Annotated in this window: 21 protein-coding genes; 6 read left to right on the plus strand and 15 right to left on the minus strand. The window is 49.3% G+C overall.

The window, feature by feature from the left end; genetic code table 11:
* Positions 1-27: 27 nt before the first annotated feature.
* The 5 genes from secF to KQY15_RS00840 form a co-directional block, all read right to left on the minus strand.
* The gene (secF, locus tag KQY15_RS00820) at positions 28-972 is read right to left on the minus strand and encodes a protein translocase subunit SecF (RefSeq protein ID WP_217666497.1); all 945 of its coding nucleotides are present in this window, start codon (positions 970-972) and stop codon (positions 28-30) included.
* Positions 973-982: 10 nt separating this feature from the next.
* Entirely contained in the window at positions 983-2,836 is a 1,854-nt protein-coding gene (secD, locus tag KQY15_RS00825; protein WP_217666498.1) for a protein translocase subunit SecD, read from the minus strand.
* A gap of 86 nt (positions 2,837-2,922) precedes the next feature.
* Positions 2,923-3,249: a hypothetical protein gene (locus KQY15_RS00830; RefSeq protein ID WP_217666499.1), complete on the minus strand. Its 327-nt coding sequence runs from the start codon at positions 3,247-3,249 to the stop codon at positions 2,923-2,925.
* Positions 3,250-3,360: 111 nt separating this feature from the next.
* A complete protein-coding gene (locus tag KQY15_RS00835) occupies positions 3,361-4,899 on the minus strand; it encodes a carbon-nitrogen hydrolase family protein (RefSeq protein ID WP_217666500.1) in 1,539 nt (512 codons plus the stop codon).
* A 17-nt stretch (positions 4,900-4,916) separates the two neighbouring features.
* A complete protein-coding gene (locus tag KQY15_RS00840; protein WP_217666501.1) occupies positions 4,917-5,588 on the minus strand; it encodes an RluA family pseudouridine synthase in 672 nt (223 codons plus the stop codon).
* A 129-nt stretch (positions 5,589-5,717) separates the two neighbouring features.
* Between KQY15_RS00840 and KQY15_RS00845 the strand changes: the two genes are divergently transcribed.
* Positions 5,718-6,419, plus strand: coding sequence for an RluA family pseudouridine synthase (locus tag KQY15_RS00845; RefSeq protein WP_217666502.1), 702 nt, complete (start codon positions 5,718-5,720; stop codon positions 6,417-6,419).
* Between the two features lie 104 nt (positions 6,420-6,523).
* A complete protein-coding gene (gene mscL, locus KQY15_RS00850) occupies positions 6,524-6,925 on the plus strand; it encodes a large-conductance mechanosensitive channel protein MscL (protein ID WP_217666503.1) in 402 nt (133 codons plus the stop codon).
* A 188-nt stretch (positions 6,926-7,113) separates the two neighbouring features.
* On the opposite strand, the gene KQY15_RS00855 is transcribed toward mscL, so the two are convergent.
* Together KQY15_RS00855 and KQY15_RS00860 are read right to left on the minus strand one after the other, a co-directional pair.
* Positions 7,114-9,585: a S9 family peptidase gene (locus KQY15_RS00855; protein ID WP_217666504.1), complete on the minus strand. Its 2,472-nt coding sequence runs from the start codon at positions 9,583-9,585 to the stop codon at positions 7,114-7,116.
* A gap of 197 nt (positions 9,586-9,782) precedes the next feature.
* A complete protein-coding gene (locus KQY15_RS00860; RefSeq protein ID WP_217666505.1) occupies positions 9,783-10,388 on the minus strand; it encodes an FMN-dependent NADH-azoreductase in 606 nt (201 codons plus the stop codon).
* 186 nt (positions 10,389-10,574) lie between these two features.
* Between KQY15_RS00860 and KQY15_RS00865 the strand changes: the two genes are divergently transcribed.
* Positions 10,575-11,234 (plus strand): sigma-70 family RNA polymerase sigma factor, encoded by a 660-nt coding sequence (locus tag KQY15_RS00865; RefSeq protein ID WP_217666506.1) that lies wholly within the window; start codon positions 10,575-10,577, stop codon positions 11,232-11,234.
* Positions 11,218-11,907 carry a ChrR family anti-sigma-E factor gene (locus KQY15_RS00870; RefSeq protein ID WP_217666507.1) on the plus strand — a complete coding sequence of 230 codons (690 nt, stop codon included), beginning with the start codon at positions 11,218-11,220 and terminating at the stop codon, positions 11,905-11,907. The genes KQY15_RS00865 and KQY15_RS00870 overlap by 17 nt, the downstream gene beginning before the upstream one ends.
* Before the next feature lie 72 nt (positions 11,908-11,979).
* On the opposite strand, the gene KQY15_RS00875 is transcribed toward KQY15_RS00870, so the two are convergent.
* Both KQY15_RS00875 and fadR read right to left on the minus strand, forming a co-directional pair.
* Positions 11,980-14,232, minus strand: a complete 2,253-nt coding sequence (locus KQY15_RS00875) for an aminotransferase class V-fold PLP-dependent enzyme (protein WP_217666508.1) — start codon at positions 14,230-14,232, stop codon at positions 11,980-11,982.
* Positions 14,233-14,387: 155 nt separating this feature from the next.
* Positions 14,388-15,104: a fatty acid metabolism transcriptional regulator FadR gene (gene fadR, locus KQY15_RS00880; RefSeq protein WP_217666509.1), complete on the minus strand. Its 717-nt coding sequence runs from the start codon at positions 15,102-15,104 to the stop codon at positions 14,388-14,390.
* 172 nt (positions 15,105-15,276) lie between these two features.
* On the opposite strand from fadR, the gene dsbB reads away from it, so the two are divergent.
* Positions 15,277-15,810: a disulfide bond formation protein DsbB gene (gene dsbB, locus KQY15_RS00885; RefSeq protein ID WP_217666510.1), complete on the plus strand. Its 534-nt coding sequence runs from the start codon at positions 15,277-15,279 to the stop codon at positions 15,808-15,810.
* Positions 15,811-15,885: 75 nt separating this feature from the next.
* Here the strand turns inward: dsbB and bamJ are convergent, their stop codons facing one another.
* From bamJ to KQY15_RS00900, 3 genes are all read right to left on the minus strand, one after another.
* A complete protein-coding gene (gene bamJ, locus KQY15_RS00890) occupies positions 15,886-16,503 on the minus strand; it encodes a BamJ family beta-barrel-assembly machinery protein (protein ID WP_217666511.1) in 618 nt (205 codons plus the stop codon).
* Positions 16,504-16,608: 105 nt separating this feature from the next.
* Entirely contained in the window at positions 16,609-16,893 is a 285-nt protein-coding gene (locus tag KQY15_RS00895; RefSeq protein WP_217666512.1) for a YfcL family protein, read from the minus strand.
* Between the two features lies 1 nt (position 16,894).
* On the minus strand, positions 16,895-18,025 hold the full coding sequence (locus KQY15_RS00900; RefSeq protein WP_217666513.1) for an ATP-NAD kinase family protein: 1,131 nt from the start codon (positions 18,023-18,025) through the stop codon (positions 16,895-16,897).
* A 191-nt stretch (positions 18,026-18,216) separates the two neighbouring features.
* Between KQY15_RS00900 and KQY15_RS00905 the strand changes: the two genes are divergently transcribed.
* Positions 18,217-19,629: a coniferyl aldehyde dehydrogenase gene (locus tag KQY15_RS00905; RefSeq protein WP_217666514.1), complete on the plus strand. Its 1,413-nt coding sequence runs from the start codon at positions 18,217-18,219 to the stop codon at positions 19,627-19,629.
* Positions 19,630-19,790: 161 nt separating this feature from the next.
* On the opposite strand, the gene KQY15_RS00910 is transcribed toward KQY15_RS00905, so the two are convergent.
* Genes KQY15_RS00910 through prmB form a run of 3 tightly spaced genes read right to left on the minus strand, consistent with a single transcriptional unit; the run spans position 19,791 to position 23,043 of the window.
* Positions 19,791-20,951 (minus strand): MFS transporter, encoded by a 1,161-nt coding sequence (locus KQY15_RS00910; protein ID WP_217666515.1) that lies wholly within the window; start codon positions 20,949-20,951, stop codon positions 19,791-19,793.
* Between the two features lie 40 nt (positions 20,952-20,991).
* The gene (gene aroC / locus KQY15_RS00915; protein ID WP_217666516.1) at positions 20,992-22,092 is read right to left on the minus strand and encodes a chorismate synthase; all 1,101 of its coding nucleotides are present in this window, start codon (positions 22,090-22,092) and stop codon (positions 20,992-20,994) included.
* The gene (gene prmB / locus KQY15_RS00920) at positions 22,093-23,043 is read right to left on the minus strand and encodes a 50S ribosomal protein L3 N(5)-glutamine methyltransferase (protein WP_217666517.1); all 951 of its coding nucleotides are present in this window, start codon (positions 23,041-23,043) and stop codon (positions 22,093-22,095) included.
* Between the last annotated feature and the right edge of the window lie 18 nt (positions 23,044-23,061).

A 23,061-nucleotide genomic window follows, 5' to 3' on the forward strand; every position in this document is an offset into this window, starting at 1 on the left:
GCCCCCGCGGGCCGTTTTTTTATTAATTTAAAGCGTGCTGATATGCTCGCCTTCCTGCTCTGCTACCGGCGGTGGCAGCATGTCCTCACGACTGATCCCCAATACTTCGGCAATGGCACTGGCAACATAAACTGACGAATACGTGCCCACCGCAATGCCAAATAATAGTGCAGTCGCAAAGCCGTTAATCAGTGCCCCGCCCAAAAAGAATAAAACGACCAAGACCAACACAGTGGTTAACGAGGTTACCACTGTGCGGTTAAGGGTGGTGGTGATGGCGTGGTTTATCGTTTCATCAACCGTTGCATCCCGCAGTTTACGAAAGCTCTCCCGCAACCGGTCAAATACCACTATGGTATCGTTAATCGAGTAGCCTATCAGGGCCAGAATAGCGGCAAGCACGGTTAAATCAAACTCAAGCTGCAAGACTGAAAACAACCCGACCGTTAAAATAACATCATGCGCCAGCGACAATACCGCCCCGACCGACAAGCGCCATTCAAAGCGCAGGGCAACGTACAGTAAAATGCCGATTAGCGCGACCAGCAAAGCCATGCCACCATCCTGCTTCAGCTCTTCACCAACACTGGGGCCGACGAATTCAACCCGGCGCAGCTCTACCGGCACCGCTTGCTGATAATTTAAGGCCTGCAGCACGGCCTCTCCTACTTTTTCCTGGGCAAGATCCGGCCGCAACGGAATACGGATCAGCACATCTTTACTGGAACCAAACAGCTGAATAACCGCATCCGGGTAGCCGGCAGCTGCCAGGGTGTCGCGCATAGCTGTTAAATCTGCTGGCTGATATAAGCCCACTTCAATTACCGTACCGCCAGTAAAATCAAGCCCCCAGTTTATTCCCTTACTGAAAATTGACGCGAAAGAGCCGAATACCAGTAACACCGACAAAACCAACGCCGGCCATTTTATCCGCATAAAATTAACAGGCTGGGTAAATTTAAATAATTGCATACCTTACTCCTTACAGCGGCAGTGACTGCAAACGGCGGCCACCCCAGAACAAGTTAACCAACAAACGAGTGCCAACCACCGCAGTAAATATTGACGTTAAAATGCCAATCGCCAGAGTAATAGCAAAACCTTTTACCGGGCCGGTGCCCACACCAAACAGGATCAGAGCCACCAGCAAGGTGGTAATATTGGAGTCAGCAATGGTCGCAAAGGCCCGCTCGTATCCCAGATTAATCGCCTGCTGCACGCTGCGTCCTTCTGCCAGCTCTTCCCGTATTCGCTCAAAGATAAGCACATTGGCATCCACCGCCATGCCAACCGTTAAAACAATACCCGCCATACCCGGCAAGGTTAGTGTTGCCCCCGGGATCATCGACAGAAAACCGACAATCAATACCAGATTTGCTGCCAATGCCACATTGGCTACCAGGCCGAATGCCTTGTAATACACCAGCATAAACAGCACAACTGCAACCAATCCCCACTGAATCGCAGCTAACCCCAGGGCGATGTTTTCTTTGCCTAAACTCGGGCCAATGGTCCGCTCTTCAATCACCTGAATTGGGGCTATCAGGGCGCCGGCGCGTAATAAACTGGCCAGATTCTGCGCCTCTGCCGGCGAGTTTAAGCCGGTGATATCGAAGTCCCGTCCCAGCCGCATCTGAATGGTGGCGTCGTTAATCACCTCCTGCTGTTTCACCAGCACTGCGGTGCCATCAGCATTAAGCTCGGAGCCGGGTTTATACTCAATAAATACGGTTGCCATTCGGCGGCCAACCGCACTTTTTGACGCATCCGACATTAAATTGCCACCGGCAGTATCCAATTTAATCGACACCTTCGGCTGGCTGTATTCGTCATAGCCTGAAACCGCATCAATAATATGATCACCGGTTAACAGCACGCGCTTTTCCAGTAATACTGGCCGGCCATCGGCACTGTGATACAGATCAGCATTGGCGGACAACCGCCCCGCCACAGCAGCGGCTAAATCACTGTCGGTATCAACCAACCGAAATTCCAGGGTTGCGGTAGCACTTAATATTTCTTTGGCCTGGGCGGTATCCTGCACACCGGGTAATTGCACTACAATCCGGTCTGCCCCCTGGCGCTGCACTACCGACTCGGCAACGCCAATCTCATTTACCCGGTTGCGCAGAATGGTGATGTTCTGTTCAAGCGCATAGTTGCGGATCTCGCGCTGGCGCTGTTCAGTCAGAGCAACCCGTAAACTCAGGTCTTCAACGCTCTCTGTTATCACAAACTGGTTATCCTGCTTGCTCAACAGTGTTGCTGCTTGCTTCAGATCTTCAGACTGGCGAAAACTGAGTGTAATCTGACCCTGCGCCAAATCCGCCTTAACACTTAAATAACGGATATCTGCCTGACGCAGGTCGCTGCGAAAGGCGCTGACCATATCGTTCAGCTGCTTGTCCATTGCAGCTTGCATGTCTACGGCCAGCAGAAAGTGCACACCACCACGCAGGTCGAGCCCAAGCTTCATTGGCGTCGCGCCAATTGCCGTTAGCCAGGCTGGCGTAGCAGGCATCAGGCTCAGGGCGCTGGTGTAACTGCGACCCAATAAATTTTTCGCCTGATCAAGCGCTTGCAGTTGCTGCTCTGCATTGCTAAAACGGGCAATTATTTTACCGTCCTGTAACTCTACGGATTTTGCAGCAATGCCAGCGTCACTAAAGGTTTGCTGCAGCTGAAGACGGGTTTGCTCCGTTACTGTGCCGCCGCGGCTGGCGCTGATATTCAGCGCCGGATCTTCAGGGTATAAATTAGGGAGTGCATACAGCAAGGTTAATAGCAGCATGCCGATAACGACCAGATAACGCCAGGCCGGGTTTTTATTTAACATAGGTTGGGTCCTTCACATACTCAGCACCACTACAGCTTCGCTATAGCGGGCAAAAAAACGGGCAACAGATTGTTGCGGTTTGAGTTTTACAGCGAAGTAGAGACAGGTGGCGCGCGGGCAGAATAAGCCTGGGTTAAAGCCGTAATAGCAAACCACTGGCAACTTACTGCAGTGGCAGATTTAACTCTCTGAAAAGTAGTTGTAATAGTTGATTGTATTGCAGGCTGTTTATCATCGACATCATTGTCAGCGACTAACTCTTGCTGATGAAGCGCAGAAGAAATGGCGGGGTTAAGCCCTTGCAGCTGGGTATCAGCTAGTCGCGAGACCCCACTGCCATACACTGCCAATGTTTGCGGTGACGACAGTAAAGCCAGATAAACCAGGATGGCAAAGCCAGTGAGCCAGCGCATAAAACCTCATAACAGCCACAAGACACTAACGTGGTCCTGATAGCACTATCATGAGGCTTTGTCACAGCCGAAACAAGCTAGCCCAACAAATATATTTTGGACTGTAACCTGTTACTTTTTACCCTCAGGCGGATTTACCAGCGACAACTGATAGACATCATGCCGGCGGTCTTTCATGGTATTAACACTGCCATGAGAATGCAGTTCTTTTAGTGCATCCAGGTCTACATCCACGATCAGCAACATCTCGGAGTTGGGTGTCGCCTCAGCTTTAATACCGGTAGTTGGAAAAGCAAAATCCGACGGCGTAAATAACGCCGACTGGGCATACTGGATATCCATATTATTAACCCGCGCCAAATTACCCACTGCCCCGGCAATGGCCACATAACACTCGTTTTCAATCGCCCGGGCCATAGCACAGTGGCGTACCCGGGTATATCCGTTCTGGGTATCGGTTAAAAAAGGCACAAACAGGATATTCATTCCCTGATCTGATAACAAACGCGCGTATTCCGGAAACTCGACATCGTAACAAATCATAATGCCAATTTTACCGCAGTCAGTATCGAACACTTTAACCCTATTGCCGCCGTGCATGGCCCAGTTACGCTTTTCTGCAGGGGTGACGTGCACCTTATCGTATTGCTCCCAGCTACCGTCACGCCGGCATAAAAAACCACTGTTATGTAGCTTGCCATCATAGATGCAAGGCATGCTGCCGGTAATAATATTGATGTTATAGGCAATAGCAAACTCAACGAATTTGTCGCGAATGGTATCGGTATATTTTGCCAGCTCGCGTATGCTTTGGGTGACACTTAAATGGTTGTAATGCTCCATCAGCGGCGCGGCGAACAGTTCCGGGAACAGGATAAAATCGCTTTTATAGTCGGATACCGCATCAACAAAAAACTCCATCTGTTCAAACAGCTGGTTAATGTCTTTCATATTGCGCATTTGCCACTGCACCAGGCCAAGCCGTACTTCTGCTTTGGGTGCATTAATTAATTTTACCGATTTGGTGTAATAAATATTGGCCCATTCCAGTAGCGTGGCATATTCCTGTGACTGGGTATCGCCCGGAATATAGCCCTTTAACAACTTACGAACATGAAAACCGTTGGCCAGCTGAAAACTGAGTACCGGATCGTACAGCTCTTTGCGTTTTACTTTATCAATAAACTGCTTGGCACTGAGTGTCGCAGCATGTTGCTCGTAATTGGGCATTCTGCCACCGGCCATAATGGCCCGTAAATTCAGATTTTCACACAATTCTTTGCGCACATCATAAAGCCGTCGTGCCAGCCGCAAACCGCGATAATCGGGATGAATAAAAACTTCAATCCCGTAAAGTACATCGCCATTGTGGTCATGGTTATCGAAGGAAAAACCGGAAACAATTTGCTCGTAGGTATGATCATCACTAAATTTGCGGTAATCAATGATGATCGAGAATGCACAGCCAACAACCTTACCATCCACACACACGCAAATCTGCCCTTCAGGAAACTTGGTTAACAAGGTATCAACCCGCTCTTTAGTCCAGGTAAGCAGAGGGCCTGCTTTATATACCTGTTCAGATGCTTCTCGTAACTCCTCCATATCCTGATTAGTCAGATGTCGGACTTCGATGTGATTAGCTTCCATGGTTATTCCTCTGTTTATTAAAATTCTGGCGGATTATCCTGAACCATTTGCTCACCGGTTAACGGGTGTGTGAAGCGGATGCTGCACGCATGCAGCAGCAACCGTCCGGCAGTATCAATATTATCTTGCGGACCATAGAATGGATCACCCGCTATTGGATGCCCTGTCGCCTGCAGATGCAGCCGGAGCTGGTGAGAGCGGCCCGTTACCGGTGTCAGCAATAGCCGGGTTTGATTATTTGCCTCATCGCGATACTGAACCTGATAAAAGGTTAAAGAAGGTTTACCGCTTTCATTACAAATCTTATAACATGGCCTGTTTGCCGGATCAGGTGCTATCGGCAAATTAATCTCGCCCTGCATTTTATCAATTAGCCCGGAAACAATTGCCTGATATTGCTTAGTGATAGTACGGGCCTGAAACTGTTTGCTAAGCTCAGACAAGGCTCTTTTGGTCAAGGGCAGCAATACAATACCCGAAGTATCATAATCCAGCCGATGCACCACCGAAGCAGTCGGCCACTCGCGCTGTACCCGGCTGATCAGACAATCTTTATTGGCCGGATGCCGGCCCGGAACCGTTAGTAACTTAGCGGGCTTACTGACTATTAGCAGCTGTTCATCTTCGTATAACACGCTAAACGGCTGCTCAGTTGCAGGGAGCACTGCCAGTTCAGATAAGTCTGCCATTAAATAACACCCACCCGATTAAATTGTAAAATATGTTCGCCGCTTGATATCTATTATGCCTGATAAGCGGTTTGTCTGCAGCGCAAAATCCGTTATGCTGCTGACCAGATTGATTATTACCTTCAGCTTATGGCCGATAGCTTTAACTACATTCCCCCAACTGAGCCCTGGCTTGATATTTTATATCAGGACAAAGACATTATTGTGCTGAATAAACCCAGTGGTTTGTTAACCAACCCCGGCCGCGGCCCCCATTTAGCTGATTGTCTGCTGAGCCGGGTTCAGGCGGAATTTAAATTAGCACAACTGGTGCACCGGCTTGATTTAAGCACGTCGGGGGTAGTGGTAATAGCGCTGCGCCGCAAGGCCGAACGGGAACTTAAACGCCAGTTTGCTGAGCGAATCGTTAAAAAACGTTATCTGGCGGTTGTAGCCGGTCAGCCCGCAGCCGATGAGGGTAGCATTGATCTGCCGCTGGCCGTGGACCCTGAACGCGCCCCACGCCAGAAAGTTTGCAGCAAAACAGGCAAAACCGCCCTTACTCATTATCGCGTATTGCAACAGCTGAATAATGCCGCCCTGGTGGAGCTGCGACCGGTTACCGGCCGCTCGCATCAGTTACGGGTGCATATGCTGGCACTGGGACATCCAATCCTTGGTGACGCCTTTTATGCACCGGCTGTGATAAAAGCTGCGGCACCACGTCTGCTGTTGCATGCCGCCAGTTTACAACTACTGCACCCCTACTCTGGCCAACCTCTTGAATTTACTGCCGACACTGACTTTGTTAGCGCCAATTGCAGCCTGAACTGGCCTACTGACAATTTCTGAACAAAACACTCTGGCAAATTTATCCGGCCTGACTATAGTGATAATACCTGTCCCGGCATCTCTGCACGGAAAGGCTCGTAATAACAATAAAACAGGAATTTACTATGAGTATGCTAGGTGAGTTTAAAAGCTTTGCCATGCGCGGCAATGTGGTTGATATGGCAGTGGGGATTATTATCGGCGCTGCTTTTGGCAAAATTGTGTCGTCTTTTGTCAACGACGTTATTATGCCGCCCATTGGCGTATTGCTGGGTGGGGTTAATTTTCGCGATTTAGCGGTGATTATTCAGCAAGCGACCGAAACACAGGCCGAAGTGGTTATAAAGTACGGTATGTTTTTGCAAACAATTATTGATTTTATCATTATTGCTTTTGCCGTATTTGTTGGGGTTAAAGCAATGAATTCGATGAAGGCGAAAGAAGAAGCCAAGCCGGTTGAGGTAGCCAAAATACCGGAAGACGTTAAATTGCTGACCGAGATCCGGGATTTACTGAATAAGCAGTAGCGGTATTTTCACCAGGTTAGTGGCATTAAAAAACGTCTCTTAGTGAGACGTTTTTTAAGTTCGATGCACTTTGAAAGGAGGTCGGAAACCCGATCTGGGCGGCGCAGAGTGTCTGAGCCCTGCCGAAGGCTGCAGGGCGAGTTGCTGCGACGAGCCAGAGCGGGTATTGCGACCGTATCGTTAGATCGTTACAAGTTCTGCTCAAACAACTTATAAATACGCCGATATTCGTCCAGCCAACTGCTGGGCTGGCGGAAACCATGCGGCTCTACCGGATAAATCGCCGTTTCAAAGTCTTGTTTTTCCTGTTCGATTAAGCGCTGGACCAACCGCACCACATCCTGGAAAAATACATTATCATCCACCATCGGGGCATTGATTAGCAGCGGTTTAGTTAAACCCTGAGTAAAATAAATAGGTGAGCTGCGCTCGTACGCAATAGGATCAATATCCGGTGTATTCAGGATGTTTGAGGTATAAGGATGGTTGTAATAAGCCCAGTCACTAACCGGACGCAACGCGGCCCCTGCCTGGAACAAATCGGGCTGTTTAAACAGCGCCATAAAGGTCATAAAACCGCCGTACGAACCACCATAAGTGCCGATACGCTGACGATCAACATTAGCATTGTTCACCAACCAGTTAACCCCGTCGGCTAAATCTTCAACTTCCGGCGTGCCCATCTGCCGATAAATAGCTGTACGCCAGTCCCGACCATAGCCTTTTGATGCCCGGTAATCCATATCCATTACCACATAACCTTGCTGCGCCAGCAAATTATGAAACAGAAATTCCCGGAAATACCCAGACCAGCCCAGATCACTATTTTGCAGATAGCCCGCGCCATGATTAAAAATAACTGCCCGTCTTGGTTCACCCTGCTGGTAGTCTGCCGGATAATACACCTTGCTGAATATCGGCTGCTTAGTGTGGCTTGACGGTACAGCCACCACTTGCGGTGCAACCAGCGGCAAGCGTTTAAATTCTGCCGAGACCGTATCGGTTAGTCTGATAACTTCTGCATCCGGCTTCGCTGCCATCAGGTATAAATCTTCTGGCATCAGGCTGGTTGAATGGGTTAATAGTAATTTTTGCTCATCAGGTGCCAGGGTAAAATCTGTCATACCGCCGAGACGGGTCAGTTGCTCCTTTTTAGCGTTTGCCAGATCGAGCCGGTATACTTCATAGATCCCCGGATGGGAGACATTTGCCTTAAAATATAAATAGTTGTCATCAGTTGTTAATGTCGGATGACTTACTTCAAAGGTGCCACTGGTTAACTTTTTCGCTTTACGGTCTGTTAATTCTTTAGTGTAGATATGCGAATAACCGCTTTCTTCAGACAAAAAGTACAGAGTTTTGCTGTTATTAAACCAGCCAAAATCATTAAAGGCGTAGTTAACCCAGGCAGTATCATGCAGGCGATGCTGAGGCACCAGCGCTTTCTTGTCAAAATCAATGGTAGCAATCCAGCGGTCTTTGTTATCAAAGGCTTTCAGCATTACCGCAACCTGATCACCGGAATTATGCCAGCGCATAGCGCTCTGGCTCCAGTACCAGTCTGTCATCAGGCCAATATCCCGGATCACTTTGCCGCTTTTATACTTTTCACCTTTTGCTTTGGCGTTTTCCGCTTTTACTTCGGCCAGTACATCTTCGTTATAGCCCGGCAAGCTGGTATAGCTGAGCGGATATTGGCTACCATCGGTTAACGACACCAGAATAAGCTTCTGCGGTTCAGGTTTAAAATCAGTAACACGCCACCTTACCGGTTGCGCTGCAATATCACCGCTCTCTGTAATGTAGTTAGGCATAATATCCTTTTCATTACGCGGTTTGGCTTTACGCACTGCCACCAGCAAATAATCGGCATTAGGTGAAATACTGGCATCAACGATTTGCTGGTCTTTACCCAAATACACAGCCTCTGGCGCCATTGCCGGGTTCGCGTCCCGAAGCGCGACTTTCGCCTGATGCTGCTCAACTTTATGTCGATGTACTTTGGCAACATAGTCAATCAGCTTGTGTTGTTCCTGTGCCAGATAGCCAGTTGGAACTGCCGGTGCTTTTGGCTGCTCTTCGGTTTTAAGGCTGATTAGCTCACTGCTGATTCCGCTGGTTAAATCGACCGTATAAAAAGTCCAGCCCTGGCGATATAGCAGCCGGTTATCATTTAAAAACTGCGGCGCGCTATGACTTTGATTGCTGCGGGTAACTTGCAAAATCCCGCCATCAGCTTTTCGAACAAAAATATTGCCTTCAAAAACCCAGGCTTGCAGCTGCCGGTCGGCACTGTACTGCACATTACTACTACCCATCTGATGCAGCTGAGACAATGGCACTGCCACACCATTATCAACGGCACTTAATGGCCGCTGGAACCAGTCCCGCAGATCACTGCCGGCGCGTTTTTGCTGATAAAATACCTGGCTGCTGTCAGCACTCCAAAACGCACTTTCAGGCGAACGCCCCAGCCAGTCAGGGTCGGCCATAATTTGCTCTAAAGTGAACTTAATGGAGGGATCAGCCTGATAAACCGATTTAGCAACTACCGGTGCGCTTTGCCAGGTTTGAGCATCTGATTTGGCAAAAACCGGATTGCTGCTGAACAGCAGGCCAGCAGTTACTGCAACAAGCATGGTTTGATGGAATAATTTCATAAAATTAAGTCTTGTACTGAATTAACGACGCCCTGTTATACAAAGCCTTCGCACTGAACGCAACTTAATGCGGCTGATTAGCCAGGATCTGAGCCAGAATAACAGTAGCGGGAGGCTGAAAAAACTGCAGCGGGCTTTCCATAATAAAACGTAAAATGCGCAGCAGACGCTGCGCATTCTGAACAATACATCAACTTTCAGGCCGCGACTTTTTCGGTTAATTGACCAAGCTGCTGTCGGGCCGCATTCAGCGCTTTCTCAGCAGCCGCTTCGCCCATGTTCAGGCCTTCGGCATAAACAAAGTGCAATTGAGTTAAGCCAATAAAATTAAAGAAACTGGTTAAAAAAGGTGTCTGGCTATCTGCTGCAGTGCCCTGATAAATACCACCGCGGGTTGCCAGTACGACAACCGGCTTGTCAGCCAGCAAACCAACCGGGCCATTTTCTGTATATTTGAAGGTAACACCGGAGCGGGCCAGCCGATCCAGCATAGATTTAAGCTGCGACGGAATACCGAAATTGTACATGGGAACACCCAGCACGATGACATCTGCTGCACGAACCTGTTCAATCAGCTTGTCTGAGTAAGCCGCAAGCTGCTGCTGCTCTGCAGTGCGTTCTGCGGCAGGGGTCATCCAGGCAGCCAGCTCACTCATTTCTAAATGTGGTAATGGCGCAGTATTCAAATCAATTTCTGTCAGCTTAATATCGCTACCGAGTTGAGCGATAAACGCTTTGCTTAATTTGGTTGAGTGGCCATTGTCACCACTAATTGAACTATTGATTACCAGAACATTTTTCATAATTCTCTCCTTTAAACATGTTAGGCAATAATACCTCAACTTTATAGAATATATATCGCATTAAAGTGGTCATTTCTTTCTATTTTATAGTTATAAAAATTGCAAACCGACCAGGCTAAAAAAGCGTATATCACTCAAACCTAAATAATCTCTTTTAATGAATGCGTACAGCCGGGATAAACAAATATGTTGGAAACAACCGCGCTATCAGGGCATCATGCTGGTTCAACGAAGCAGAAGCGAATTAACCAGCGGATGACAATAGAAACAGACAACGAGCAACGCACCGGACAATGGGAAGATGCCCTGACCCTGGTTGCCTTGCATCAGGACAAAGCAGCTTATGCTGAATTGTTCAGTTATTTTGCGCCCAGGCTCAGAGCCTTTGGTATCAAGATGTTTGGCAACGAGCAGCAGGCGATGGAGATGGTGCAGGACGCTATGCTCAACGTCTGGCGGAAGGCCAGATTATTTGACGCCAGTCGCGGCTGTGCTTCTACCTGGATTTTCACTATTGCCCGGAATGTTCGTTTCGATATGCTCAGAAAAAAGCAAAGTCGAAAAGATGATATCAGCGCTGATGACCTGTGGTTTGATGGTGATTATCCGGAACAGGAAAGCAACAACAGCGATAACTGGGACACCATATTAATGAGTGAAAAACTGGCGCCCCATTTTGACGGGTTACCGCCGGCACAGCGCATGGTGATGCAAAAAGTTTATTTAGAAGAAAAATCTCATCAGGAAGTATCTGATGAGCTGGCAATACCCCTAGGTACAGTAAAGTCCCGGATCCGCTTAGCCCTGGACAGATTGAGAGAGGCATTAGATGACACACGCAGTTAAATTTCATCCAGGTTTAATGTTACTGGAACAATATGTTGAAGGGTCGCTGTCGGCAGACGTTGCTCTTGCGGTGTCCGCCCATATTGACCTGTGCCCGCATTGCCAGCAGCAAAGTAAAGATATTACCAATGATCAGGCTTCATCGCTTGCTGAGCAGCAAGTGAATAGCCGTGATGCTGAGCAGGAATGGCAGCAAATGCTGGATTTCATCACCAGTCAGCCGGCCATATCAGCGGACACTGGTACGTCCATAAAGGTTAAATCGCAGGTTGCCAGCGTCTCGGTAAACGGTAAGACCTTTGAAATACCCCGGGCCTTGGCCCGGCTTGCTGAACAGCGTAACAAATGGTTGCATCTTGGTGGCATTGCTACGGCAAAACTGCCAACCGCGGATAAGCAGCATGTATCACTGCTTTACATTGACAAAGGCACCGAGGTACCGAATCACACCCACCTTGGCCTGGAAATGACTTTGGTGTTAGCAGGCAAAATTGTTGATGAAAATGGTGAATACGGTGTTGGCGATTTACTGATAAATTCACCTGATGACACTCATACACCAAGAACCCTGGCTGACGAAGATTGCCTGTGTTTGTCTGTACTGAGTGCGCCTCTGAAATTTAACAAAGGCCTGACCCGGTTGTTAAACCCGTTACAGCAGTTTTTCTACTGATCGTTCTCTCTTAGCTTGGTGGAGCAAGCCTGGCGCCGTGTAAACGGCGCTTTTTTTTTGCGCCAATTTTCGCTAAACCAGCATCGCCATGCCACCGTTTAAATTGTACACTGCTGTAAAACCGAAGCGACGCAATACTTTACAAGCCAGTAAACTGCGGTTTCCACTACGACATACCAGCAACAGCGGCCGCGCAGGCGTAAGCTGACGGCTGATTAACGCATCGCACAATTTGGACAACGGTACGGCCAGTACTTGTGCAGCAGCAGGTAAATGCCGTTGCAGCGGGCCGGCGGTTTGTTCATGGGGTTCCCGCACATCAACAACCAGCAGGTCTGGTTGTTGTGCCAGAATATCAGTCAGCTCGGCTTTATCCAGTAACCGGTTGGCATCGGTTGCGGTTACTTCTACCAGACCACAATAATAATGACTGGCATTCTGCAGCCGGGCTGTTTGTTCATTCAACTGTTGCTGCCACGTTGCAGCAGGGAGTCCTGCCAGTACCTTTGCGAACAGTTCACTTTCCTGCTGCGCTAACTGCAAAGTAGTAGCAAAACGCTGTGCATAATCATGGCTGGACAACAGCAAGCTGTCATGTTCAATATGCTCAGCAAGCAAAAGGATACTGCTCTGTAACATCCCGGCATCACCATCAGCTAAATCGGTGCGGCCAATACCTCCCGGTAAAATAACATCACCGACAAAAGCCGCCAGCACCTGTTGCTGCCGGCGCAAAATAATACTAATAGCACTGGCACAATGCCCCGGTGTTGCCAGTCGGGTTAGCTGCATCGTTGCCATGGCAAGTTGCTCAGTGCCAGCTGGCCAGCCAAAGGCATCAGCGTTTTGCTGGTTTACATTTAATGTTTGACGTAACAAAGCCGCAGCACTTTGCTGTTCAGCATGTAAATGTGTTTCCAGAATGGCCAGCACCTGCAACTGCCGGCCCTGCACGATATTAATAATCCGGTTAACCAGGGCCGGTACCGGATCAATAATCAATGCCATGGCGTTGCCGGCATCAATCAGCAAATAGCTGCAACAGTCTTCATGCTTAAGCTGCAGCAAACCGTCGGCATGGATTTCCAAAGTGGGTGTGGCATCAGTGACAACCAGGCAATGTTTATTGACCACCGCTTTTAACCCTTTGATTGCAGTGCATGCATCGTTACACTGAACCGGTGTCATTGCCGGCCCGAAGGATAAACGAATAGCCCCCTGGCTGCGCCAGTCCGCCAGGCCCATTGCATCCAGCACAAAACTGCTGGGCACTTTGGAGCTGCAGGCAGATCCGGAACTTATCCGGATCCCGGCGGCATCAAATAAATCCATAATATCTTTGCTGAAAAAACCCGGTACCGAAAAGTTAACTGTCGTTGGCACGATATAAGGCTGTTCACTGTTTAATACCAGAGCGGGGAAGACATAGCGAAGTGCCGCCAGCAACTTTTCACGGTAATACCACAGGGTTTGCTCTGACTGAAACAACAGGCTATCCTGACGCTGCAGTTCCGCAAGCACTGCACCCAAAGCGGCAATTCCCGGTAAGTTTTCAGTGCCCGAGCGCAAGCCGCCCTCTTGCCCGCCGCCAATAATAAAAGGCTGATAAGGCGCACGTGACCTGACGTATAAAAAGCCAACGCCTTTGGGTGCATACAATTTATGGCCACTAAAAGGTGCATAATCGATAGTGGTAGTAGCCAACTGCAATGACATTTTACCCAGTGCCTGCACACAATCCACCAGCCAGTACACCGACGGGTTGGCGTTACGAATGCAGGCTTCAAGTTCGGCTAAAGGCTGCTTAATACCAGTTTCGTTATTGGCCGCCATAGTACAGATGAGGCCAGCCGCTGGCGCATGATCGCTAATAAATGTTAAATCCAGCTGACCATTGTTGTCGACCGGGATCGCTTTGATCGTGGCATCAAGCTGCAACACCGTATTCCAGTGTTTCAGACTCTCAGGTACCGCCTTATGCTCAGTCGCACCGTACAGCAGCAACGTTGCTGGCCCGCTTTTCCCCTGCTCTCTGAGAGCCAGTAATGCCGACACCACCGAACTCTGAATGCCCTCGGTAGCACCGGAGGTAAACAAAATATGGCCATCCCCTGCACCGGTTAACTGGCGGGCCAGATTTCGGGCATGCTCCAGCGTTGCTTTTGCCTTAATGCCAGTAGTATGGCTGCTGCTGGGGTTACCAAACTGTTGCTGCATGCATTGCATTGCAGCAGCTGCCGCAATGGGCAGCACCGGGGTAGTAGCGTTGCTGTCTAAATAAATTTCTGACGGGCGGATACGGGGGCGTACTGATGGCTGGTTCATCCTCGGGCCTTTCTCACACGGCACTGCCGCTTATAGCAAAAAGAAATAACATATAACTTTGCATAATAAACGGCAGCAACAGAAACAACAAGCAGCAAGCTTTAGTTCAGGGCAAAAAATACTGACAAAAAAGGCTGCAATATGCAGCCTTGTTGTTATTCAATCAAATCTTTTGGAATATCAGGCCTTAACTCCTGCCAGATTTTACCGCTTTCAATACCATATTTACGCACAGCCATTACCACTTCATCATGTTTACCGGCTTCAGCATATTGCTTCAACTGAGCATAATACTTGCGGGCCAGTTCTCGTGCTGCCGGATGAGAAAAATAAAACCGGGCAATTTTATTATAAAGACCACGGAATCCATTCAAAATCAGCACATATATCCGGTTTGATGAATGTAAAGCCAGCTCATGATTCAGATTGTAGTCAAATTCGGCAAACGCTGCTGCATTATCTTCCAGCACTTCGGCCCCGGTAAACGCAGCAATCACCTCCTGCTGATGGGTTTTAATGGCGCCGCGAATATAAATCGCGCTGATGTTAGTGCGGGCTGACAATAAATCATCTACCAGTTTAGGCATCTGATCTTCATCTAACCGCGCCAGGGTTTCCAGAATATTCAGGCCTGACGTTTCCCAGTAATTATTTACTTTGGTGGGTTTGCCATGCTGAATAGTCAACCAGCCATCACGTGCCAGGCGCTGTAACACTTCGCGCAGTGTTGTACGGGTAACACCAATCAATTCAGACAGCTCGCGCTCTGCCGGCAAAATGGATCCAGGAGCAAATTTGCCGTTCCAGATCGAGTCTACAATATATTCTTCTGCAAAACCGGCAGGGCTTTGCGCTTTAATCAGATTGGTCATGCCAAAAAATCCGTCAGGGTCATCATACAAGTTGACTGATTGTACCAGAGCGCTGCCAGTTAACAAGTCGGCACAGAAAAATAGCCAGCGGCTGCTAACACAACAATTGTGTATTGTTCATAAATCCCTTAAATTAGCCAATTAGCTGATTGTTAAACCAATAGGAACATTTATGCTGGCTACAATAAAAAAAATATCGCGCCATCGCCTGTCCTGGTTTTTATTGTTGTTAAGTGCACTGGCGTTGCTGGCCAGCGGCTTATATTTTCAATATGGCCTTAATTTACAACCCTGCATAAAATGTATTTACATCAGGGCCGCTTTTGCCGGCATCCTGCTTGCAGGCTTGTTAGGCTTACTGGCACCTAAAAACGGTTTTTTGCGGATACTGGCCATAGCGTTATGGCTGATTAGCGCTGGTATTGGCCTTTATCAGGCAATGGAATTAGTCAATATAGAACAAACACTGGCAGCGGGAGGCTTTAGCAGTTGCGCCCTGTTTGCTGAGTTTCCGGCCTGGCTTGCACTGGATAAATGGTTACCAGCCGTATTCGAGGTTACCGGCAGTTGTGGCGGGGTAGACTGGCAGTTTGCAGGCCTTAGCATGGCGTACTGGAGTATGCTTATTTCAGGGGCTTACCTGTTAAGTGCCGCAATAGTGTTAGTTGGCCAGTTCGGCAGGATTTCGAATAATCCTTATCGTTAGTCTGTTATGCTGGATAATAAAAAGCCCTGTTTAATGCAGGGCTTTTTTTATAAGTTTAATTAACCGCCATCGCTGTTACAGAATAGCCAGTAACTCCACATCGAATACCAGGGTGCTGTATGGCGCAATAGCATTACCCGCGCCGCGTTCGCCGTAGGCCAGATTTTGCGGCACATATAACCGCAGCTTTGACCCTACTGCCATTAACTGTAATGCTTCAGTCCAGCCGGCAATCACACCTGATACCGGAAATTCTGCCGGCTCGCCACGCTGATAAGAGCTGTCAAACACCGTGCCGTCAATCAGGGTACCGTGGTAATGAGTACGTACGGTAGACGCAGTTGTTGGTTTCTCACCTTCCGCTGCAACCAATACTTCATACTGCAGGCCAGACGCGGTTACCGTTACTTCAGCACGCTTGGCATTTTCAGCCAGGAACATTTCGCCCGCTTCGGCCAGGGCTTTGGCTTTCTCCTGCTCAGCGGCCTGCATCCGCTCGCTGATGACACCAAATGCAGCACGGATCTGCTCTTCACTGACTTCTGGTTGTTGTTCGTTGTAAGCAGCAGCAAGGCCTGCTGCCACGGCAGTGATATCCAGACCGTCAAACGGGTTGTCGGCCAGTTGCTGGCCCATCTGTAAACCGATGCCATAACTGGCATGTTGTTCTAGCGTTGCATATTTATCAGACATAAGTTCCACTTTTGCTGGGCTGCCGGCTGAAAAAAATTGGCTGGCAGTAATTAAAGTCGGCCGACATACTACCCTATTGCCGCGCGAAAGTCTTGCCACAGCACGTTAAAGCATTTGTACCTGCTGCCACAGTTGCTGAACATGGCGCTGATCATCCGCATTCAGCTCGCCGCCGGCAATGGCCTTAGCCAGACTTTGTCCAACCCAGTTACACAACTGCGTTTTATCAAAAGGTTCGGCGGCAACTTCCAGGCTGCCCACCGCCAAATCAAAATGGCCACGTAAATAGCCAGCAGCGAATAACTCATCGTCAGTGGCCTGTGGGGTTAAACTATCGAAATAATCGGCCACAGTATCAATATACTGCGCCGGAGCAGAAAGCTGGTTCATATTACTCCTCGTCCTGATAACCTAAGCGGTAGATTACATAGTCGTTATATCCGGTCAGTACATGTAATAAGCCATGCAATGCTTTATCCAGCGCCAGATCACCCGTATCAGCCAGCAATGGCCGGCCATTGAGTTGTTGCAACTTGGTTTTAGTGGCCAGCAAAATGATATTGTCGCGCCCTATTGCCTTGATTACTGCTGGCGACAATTGCTGATTACCGCGACCAAATACATGGCCCTGACCACCTATAAGTGTTATTACCAGTTTACTTGGGTAATCTGTTACCAGCTCCAACAACTGCGCGGCCGTCACGTCACTGGCAATCAGCTCGCCGTTCTCTACCACGTCTACGCCCAGTAAGGTGTTTGCCAGGCCCAATTCAGCCATAACAGCGGCGACAGTACTGCCTGAGCCCATCACATAACGCACGTTTTCTTCCATTAAGCCGGCAACATAGGCAGCGAGATCGTCCAGCACCAGCTCCTCAGATTCTTTGCCTGCGGCTTTAACACTTTGCACATAGCGAAGCTCGGCCGGAATTCGCATTTCGCCATAGCGGCGGGCTTTTACCACACCATCCCGAAATGCTGCTTCATCAATATCCATTACTGGTGCATCGGCCAGCGTTACCAGCTCGCCGCGTATTAGTCGCTGCACCAGCTTACCGGCAGCCTGTGGCGAAATAGCATATACCCCGGAGTGTATTTTACAGCCTGCCGGAATTCCCAGCACCGTGGTGCTATTACCGATAACACTGCACAGATTGCGGGCAGTGCCATCACCACCGGCAAACAGCAATAAATCTACGCCCTGCTCTGCAATCGCCAGCGCTGCCTGCTCAGTGTCATCCGCCACTGTTGGCCAGGCAGATGGCGAAAAACTTATTTGATAATCAAGCCCCAGCTGCTGACACACCTCAGCGCCCATCGGGCCGGCAACAGTGATAACCTGAAACTGCTGTTTTAAATCCAGCAACTGACTAAGAGCGATAGCCGCACGATTACCCGCCAGCGGCACGGCACCAAGGGCCAGGGCCTGTTCAGCCATACCATCACTGCCTTTAAGGGCAACACTGCCGCCAAGGCCCGCCAGCGGATTAATGATCAGCCCTAACCGAAATGGATTTATCATAGTTTCAGTTGTATCCGGATAGCCGTATGGTAATGGCGCGCATTGTAACGATTTCCGCAGTCGTTGCCCAGTATTGCCAGCCAGAACACATGATCAGTCAACCGGACAGCCGCCAGGTGACGCATGCTTGCTGCACTGGTCAGACTGGTTTAGAGTACCGACAGGCTTTCATCAACATCATCAGGAAAACAATGTCAGCACTTCAGCGGCAATTTGAGCAGTTAAAACAGGCCTATAGCCTTTGCCCTTATCCGGACTATGCCAAACGCCGGCAACAATTAACTGCGTTGCGACATGCCATCACACAACACAGTACTGCACTGGCTGATGCAGTGAGCCAGGATTTTGGCTATCGCAGCAACGATGAAACCCGTTTACTGGAAATTATGCCGTCATTAGGTGGTATTGATTATCACGTCAAAAAGTTAAAAAGCTGGCTGAAACCGGAAAAACGCCATGTTCACTACAGTTTTATGCCCGCCAGCAACCGGGTAATGTTACAACCGCTGGGTGTGGTAGGTATCATTGTTCCATGGAACTACCCCATTTACCTGGCACTGGGCCCGTTAATGGCTGCCATTGCCGCCGGCAACAAGGCAATGCTGAAATTATCGGAGTACACGCCCGCGACGAATAAGGTGCTGACAAAGATATGCCAGCAGGCCCTGGCCGAAGATGTAATCGTAATTGAAGGCGATGCTGATATTGCAGCAGAGTTCTCGCGTCTGCCCTTTGATCATCTGCTTTTTACCGGATCTACCGCCGTAGGTCGCAAAGTGATGCAGGCGGCCGCTGCAAACCTGACACCGGTTACCCTGGAGCTTGGTGGTAAAAGCCCGGTATTAATAGCGCCTGATGCCGATATCAGGCAGATCGCAAAACGTATTTTATTTGGTAAAACGGCCAATGCCGGCCAGACCTGTGTCGCACCCGACTACGTGCTGGTGCCAGCTGACAAGCTGGAGTCATTAGTGGCTGAGCTATCTCAGGCATTTACCGAGTTTTATCCCGATTTTGCTACCAACCCGGATTACAGTGCAGTGATAAATGCAGCGCAGTACCAACGGCTGATGAGCATGCTTGAACATGCTCAAAACAGCGGCGCCAGAGTGATCAACTGTGGCGATAACAGCGGTAAAAATGCCCCGGCGACCACTAACAGTGAACGACGGTTGGCACTACAATTAATTATTGGTGCTGATGACAACAGCAAGCTGATGGAGCAGGAAATATTTGGCCCTCTGCTGCCGTTAATTCCCTACGATACCCTTGATGAAGCGCTGCATTATATTCAGCAACGGCCAAGGCCTTTGGCGCTTTATTTAATGAGCGACGATAAGACAACACAGCAGCAGGTGCTTAAACAAACTCATGTCGGCGGCGTTTGTATTAATGATACGCTGGTGCATGTGGCGCAAGACGACCTGCCATTTGGTGGCATTGGCCCGTCAGGGCTGGGTAATTACCATGGCAAAGAAGGTTTTCTGCGCTTTTCACATCAGAAAGCAGTCCATCAGAAAGGCTGGTTTAACAGTGGCCGGTTTATTTATCCGCCGTTTAATCGCAAAATATTTAAAGCTATCCTGAGCTGGTTAACCCGCTAGAGCTTACCTTGCCGATGATAAGTAAGGACTCGAAAGCGAGAATCGGAATGCCCTAAGCCGACCGTTGAAGCCCTGGACGGGCGGAAACGAGCCTACATGGATGTATTTACGGCGTGTCGGCGTGGGCAATCCGGTTCGATGCCCTGAGCAACTACCTGTTTTTATTCTATATTGGCTATGTTTTTTGGCAGTGTTAACACCAGCAGGCAGGAAAGCCACGCAAAGCCGGCGGCTAAGATAAAGGTTTGCGCGGCACCCGCACCATTTTGCCAGCTTAAACCCGCCAGATAAGCACCGATGGCTCCACCACCACCGAATATCAGCCCGGCATAAATAGCCTGGCCCCGGCCACGCTGGGCTTTGGGAAATACCTGCTGAATAAACTGCATGGCGCAGCTGTGGGCGATAGCAAAGCTTCCGGCATGCAACAACATACTCAGCGCCAGCCACCAGACAGAGTGTGCCAGTAACGCTACCATTAACCAGCGAATGGCGGTTAAACCATAGCAAATACCTAACAGAGTGCGATAACTGCGGTTGCGCATAATACGCCCGGCATAGTAAAACGCCACAATTTCAGCCGCTACCGCCAGGCTTATCAGTAAACCGGTCTGGCTGCCGCTATAGCCTAAATCCCTGCTGTACAGAGTGAAAAAGCCGTAAAAAGGTGCAAAACTGATTTGCATCAGCAGCGCCGCCCCCATAAAAATCCATAATACCTTTTGTCTTAGCAGTTGCAGGTAAGAAACGCCTGGTGTTGTTGTGTCATATTCAGGGGTTTGGGCGGGTAAATTAAACAAACAAAATACCAATAGCAGCAAAAACGCCAGCGCAGTAGCAGGCATAAACTCGCTGCCATATAGCTGATAAAACCAGCCACCCAGCATCACCAGCACAATATAGCCGACACTACCGGCTGAGCGGATCCGGCTGTACTGTTCGGTATCGTTATTAAGAAATGAAAAAGCAGACACTTCCAGCTGCGGCAAAATTGCGGTCCAGAAAAAGCTGAACAAAGCCAACGCAGCCAGTAACAGGCCAAAACCACCGTTTATAAAGCTGCCAAGCCAGCCAACACAGGCCAGCACGGCGCCAAGCTGCATTACCGCCAGCGGCTTGCTGCTGCGCTCAGCAAGGCTGGCCCAGACCGCAGGCCCGACAATCCGGGTGGCCGTTACAATGGCCAGCATCAGGCCTATCTGACGCGAATCAAAACCGCGGCCATCCAGAAACAGACCAAGGTAGGGTACAAAAATACCCAGCACGCCAAAATAAGTGAAGTAAGCCAGCGCTAGCGCTGGCCTTGCCGCCATTACTTTCATAAGATCATGGGGTCATAGAGTCCTGCCGCGGGCGGCTTAATTAACGGTTGGCTCTGGCAATATCCGGCGTTGAAACACTAACCCCGGCATTTTGCGCCCGGTGCCGCAGCAAGTGGTCCATCAAGACAATAGCCAGCATGGCTTCGGCAATTGGTACAGCCCGGATGCCGACGCAGGGATCATGCCGGCCTTTGGTGACAATATCTACCACTTCGCCATTCACATTAATACTTTTACCGGGAATACTGATACTCGACGTCGGTTTTAAGGCAATGCTTACCCTGATATCCTGGCCGGACGATATTCCGCCCAACGTGCCACCGGCATGGTTAGCGCTGAACCCTTCAGGAGTTAATTCATCACGATCAGTAGAGCCGCGCTGCTCTACTACCTCGAAGCCATCCCCAATTTCCACCGCTTTAACTGCGTTGATACTCATCATGGCATGGGCAATATCGGCGTCGAGCCGGTCAAATACCGGTTCACCCAGGCCCACCGGCATACCGGTAGCCACCACATTAACCCTGGCGCCTACGGAGTCGCCGTCTTTTTTAAGCTGACGCATATACTCATCCAGCGCAGCAATTTTATCCGGATCAGGGCAAAAGAACGGGTTATTGGCCACTTCATCCCACTGCAACTTTTCTGCTTTAACCGGGCCTAGTTGCGCCAGATAGCCACGTATTTCAACACCACAATGTTGCTTTAAATACTTCTTAGCAATGGAACCTGCAGCAACCCTTATCGCGGTTTCCCGCGCCGACGATCGCCCGCCACCACGATAATCACGGATCCCAAATTTATGCCAGTAGGTGTAATCCGCATGACCAGGCCGGAATAAATCTTTGATATTAGAATAGTCCTGTGAGCGTTGATCGGTATTTTCGATTAATAAACCTATGCTGGCACCGGTGGTAGTATCTTCAAATACACCGGACAAAATTTTAACCTGGTCTTCTTCGCGCCTGGCAGTGGTATAACGGGAAGTTCCGGGCTTACGACGGTCTAAATCCAGCTGCAAATCTTCTGCGGTGAGCTGCATCCCCGGCGGGCAGCCATCAACGATACCACCGATAGCAGGGCCATGGCTTTCACCAAAAGTCGTAACTTTAAACAACTGACCAATGCTGTTGCCGGCCATTTAGCTCTCCTCAAATAAGTGTTGGTAGGCAATAAGCTGAGCTTTACTCAGCGCGAACACGCCAAGGCCACCGGCAGCAAATTCAAGCCAGTTAAATTGGACGTCTGGATATCTATCCTGCAATTCAACCATACTATTGCCAACTTCACAAATTAAAAAACCCTGCTCAGTTAAATGTGCCGCGGCCTGAGCCAGTATCCGCCGGGTTAATGCCAGGCCATCATGGCCGGATGCCAGGCCAAGTTCAGGTTCATGGCGGTACTCTTCTGGTAAGTCAGCCATATCTTCTGCGTCAACATAGGGCGGATTAGTAACAATAAGGTCATACTGCTGACCACCCAGTGCTTCATAACAATCTGATAATATTGGGTAGACACGATCCAGCAAGCCATGTTCATTAATGTTTATATCTGCAACGGCTAATGCGTCCGGGCTGATATCTACGGCATCAACCTGAGCATCTTCAAATGCATAAGCACAAGCGATGGCAATACAGCCAGAACCGGTACATAAATCAAGGATCCGCTCTGGCGTTGCACTTAGCTTAAACCGGCTGAATTTCTCGTTTATTAATTCAGCTATCGGCGAGCGTGGCACCAATACCCGCTGGTCAACATAGAAGGGCAGCCCGCAAAAATAGGCCTGGTGGGTCAGATAAGCCGCCGGGATCCGCAGTTCAATCCGCTGCATCAATAAGTCGACAAATGCCTGTCGCTCCGGTCTGGTGAGCCGCACAGTCAGCAATTTATCGTCAGTAAGCGGTGGCAGAAACAAACAATGCGCTAATAATACCGCTGCCTCATCCCACGGGTTATCAGTGCCATGTCCCAGATAAATGCCGGCTTCATTAAAGCGACTTACCGCATAGCGAAGCCAGTCGTGCACCGTGAATAATGCATCGAGTGCCTCGTTAATATCTGACTCTGAAAACATCGGGTTATAATCAGCCATATCCTGTATTCGCTCTTT

The organism is Arsukibacterium indicum (genome assembly GCF_019100565.1).
Taxonomy (GTDB): domain Bacteria; phylum Pseudomonadota; class Gammaproteobacteria; order Enterobacterales; family Alteromonadaceae; genus Alishewanella; species Alishewanella indicum.

What these genes read in the sequence shown, in the direction of transcription:
- dsbB (WP_217666510.1), top strand. Translation starts at nt 15,277, where the DNA reads ATGCTGGCTACAATAAAAAAAATATCGCGCCATCGCCTGTCCTGGTTT.
- KQY15_RS00905 (WP_217666514.1), top strand. Translation starts at nt 18,217, where the DNA reads ATGTCAGCACTTCAGCGGCAATTTGAGCAGTTAAAACAGGCCTATAGC.
- KQY15_RS00900 (WP_217666513.1), bottom strand. Translation starts at nt 18,025, where the DNA reads ATGATAAATCCATTTCGGTTAGGGCTGATCATTAATCCGCTGGCGGGC.
- KQY15_RS00835 (WP_217666500.1), bottom strand. Translation starts at nt 4,899, where the DNA reads ATGGAAGCTAATCACATCGAAGTCCGACATCTGACTAATCAGGATATG.
- prmB (WP_217666517.1), bottom strand. Translation starts at nt 23,043, where the DNA reads ATGGCTGATTATAACCCGATGTTTTCAGAGTCAGATATTAACGAGGCA.
- KQY15_RS00855 (WP_217666504.1), bottom strand. Translation starts at nt 9,585, where the DNA reads ATGAAATTATTCCATCAAACCATGCTTGTTGCAGTAACTGCTGGCCTG.
- KQY15_RS00895 (WP_217666512.1), bottom strand. Translation starts at nt 16,893, where the DNA reads ATGAACCAGCTTTCTGCTCCGGCGCAGTATATTGATACTGTGGCCGAT.
- KQY15_RS00840 (WP_217666501.1), bottom strand. Translation starts at nt 5,588, where the DNA reads ATGGCAGACTTATCTGAACTGGCAGTGCTCCCTGCAACTGAGCAGCCG.
- KQY15_RS00830 (WP_217666499.1), bottom strand. Translation starts at nt 3,249, where the DNA reads ATGCGCTGGCTCACTGGCTTTGCCATCCTGGTTTATCTGGCTTTACTG.
- secD (WP_217666498.1), bottom strand. Translation starts at nt 2,836, where the DNA reads ATGTTAAATAAAAACCCGGCCTGGCGTTATCTGGTCGTTATCGGCATG.
- bamJ (WP_217666511.1), bottom strand. Translation starts at nt 16,503, where the DNA reads ATGTCTGATAAATATGCAACGCTAGAACAACATGCCAGTTATGGCATC.
- KQY15_RS00860 (WP_217666505.1), bottom strand. Translation starts at nt 10,388, where the DNA reads ATGAAAAATGTTCTGGTAATCAATAGTTCAATTAGTGGTGACAATGGC.
- secF (WP_217666497.1), bottom strand. Translation starts at nt 972, where the DNA reads ATGCAATTATTTAAATTTACCCAGCCTGTTAATTTTATGCGGATAAAA.
- KQY15_RS00870 (WP_217666507.1), top strand. Translation starts at nt 11,218, where the DNA reads ATGACACACGCAGTTAAATTTCATCCAGGTTTAATGTTACTGGAACAA.
- aroC (WP_217666516.1), bottom strand. Translation starts at nt 22,092, where the DNA reads ATGGCCGGCAACAGCATTGGTCAGTTGTTTAAAGTTACGACTTTTGGT.
- KQY15_RS00910 (WP_217666515.1), bottom strand. Translation starts at nt 20,951, where the DNA reads ATGAAAGTAATGGCGGCAAGGCCAGCGCTAGCGCTGGCTTACTTCACT.
- KQY15_RS00845 (WP_217666502.1), top strand. Translation starts at nt 5,718, where the DNA reads ATGGCCGATAGCTTTAACTACATTCCCCCAACTGAGCCCTGGCTTGAT.
- fadR (WP_217666509.1), bottom strand. Translation starts at nt 15,104, where the DNA reads ATGACCAATCTGATTAAAGCGCAAAGCCCTGCCGGTTTTGCAGAAGAA.
- KQY15_RS00875 (WP_217666508.1), bottom strand. Translation starts at nt 14,232, where the DNA reads ATGAACCAGCCATCAGTACGCCCCCGTATCCGCCCGTCAGAAATTTAT.
- mscL (WP_217666503.1), top strand. Translation starts at nt 6,524, where the DNA reads ATGAGTATGCTAGGTGAGTTTAAAAGCTTTGCCATGCGCGGCAATGTG.
- KQY15_RS00865 (WP_217666506.1), top strand. Translation starts at nt 10,575, where the DNA reads ATGTTGGAAACAACCGCGCTATCAGGGCATCATGCTGGTTCAACGAAG.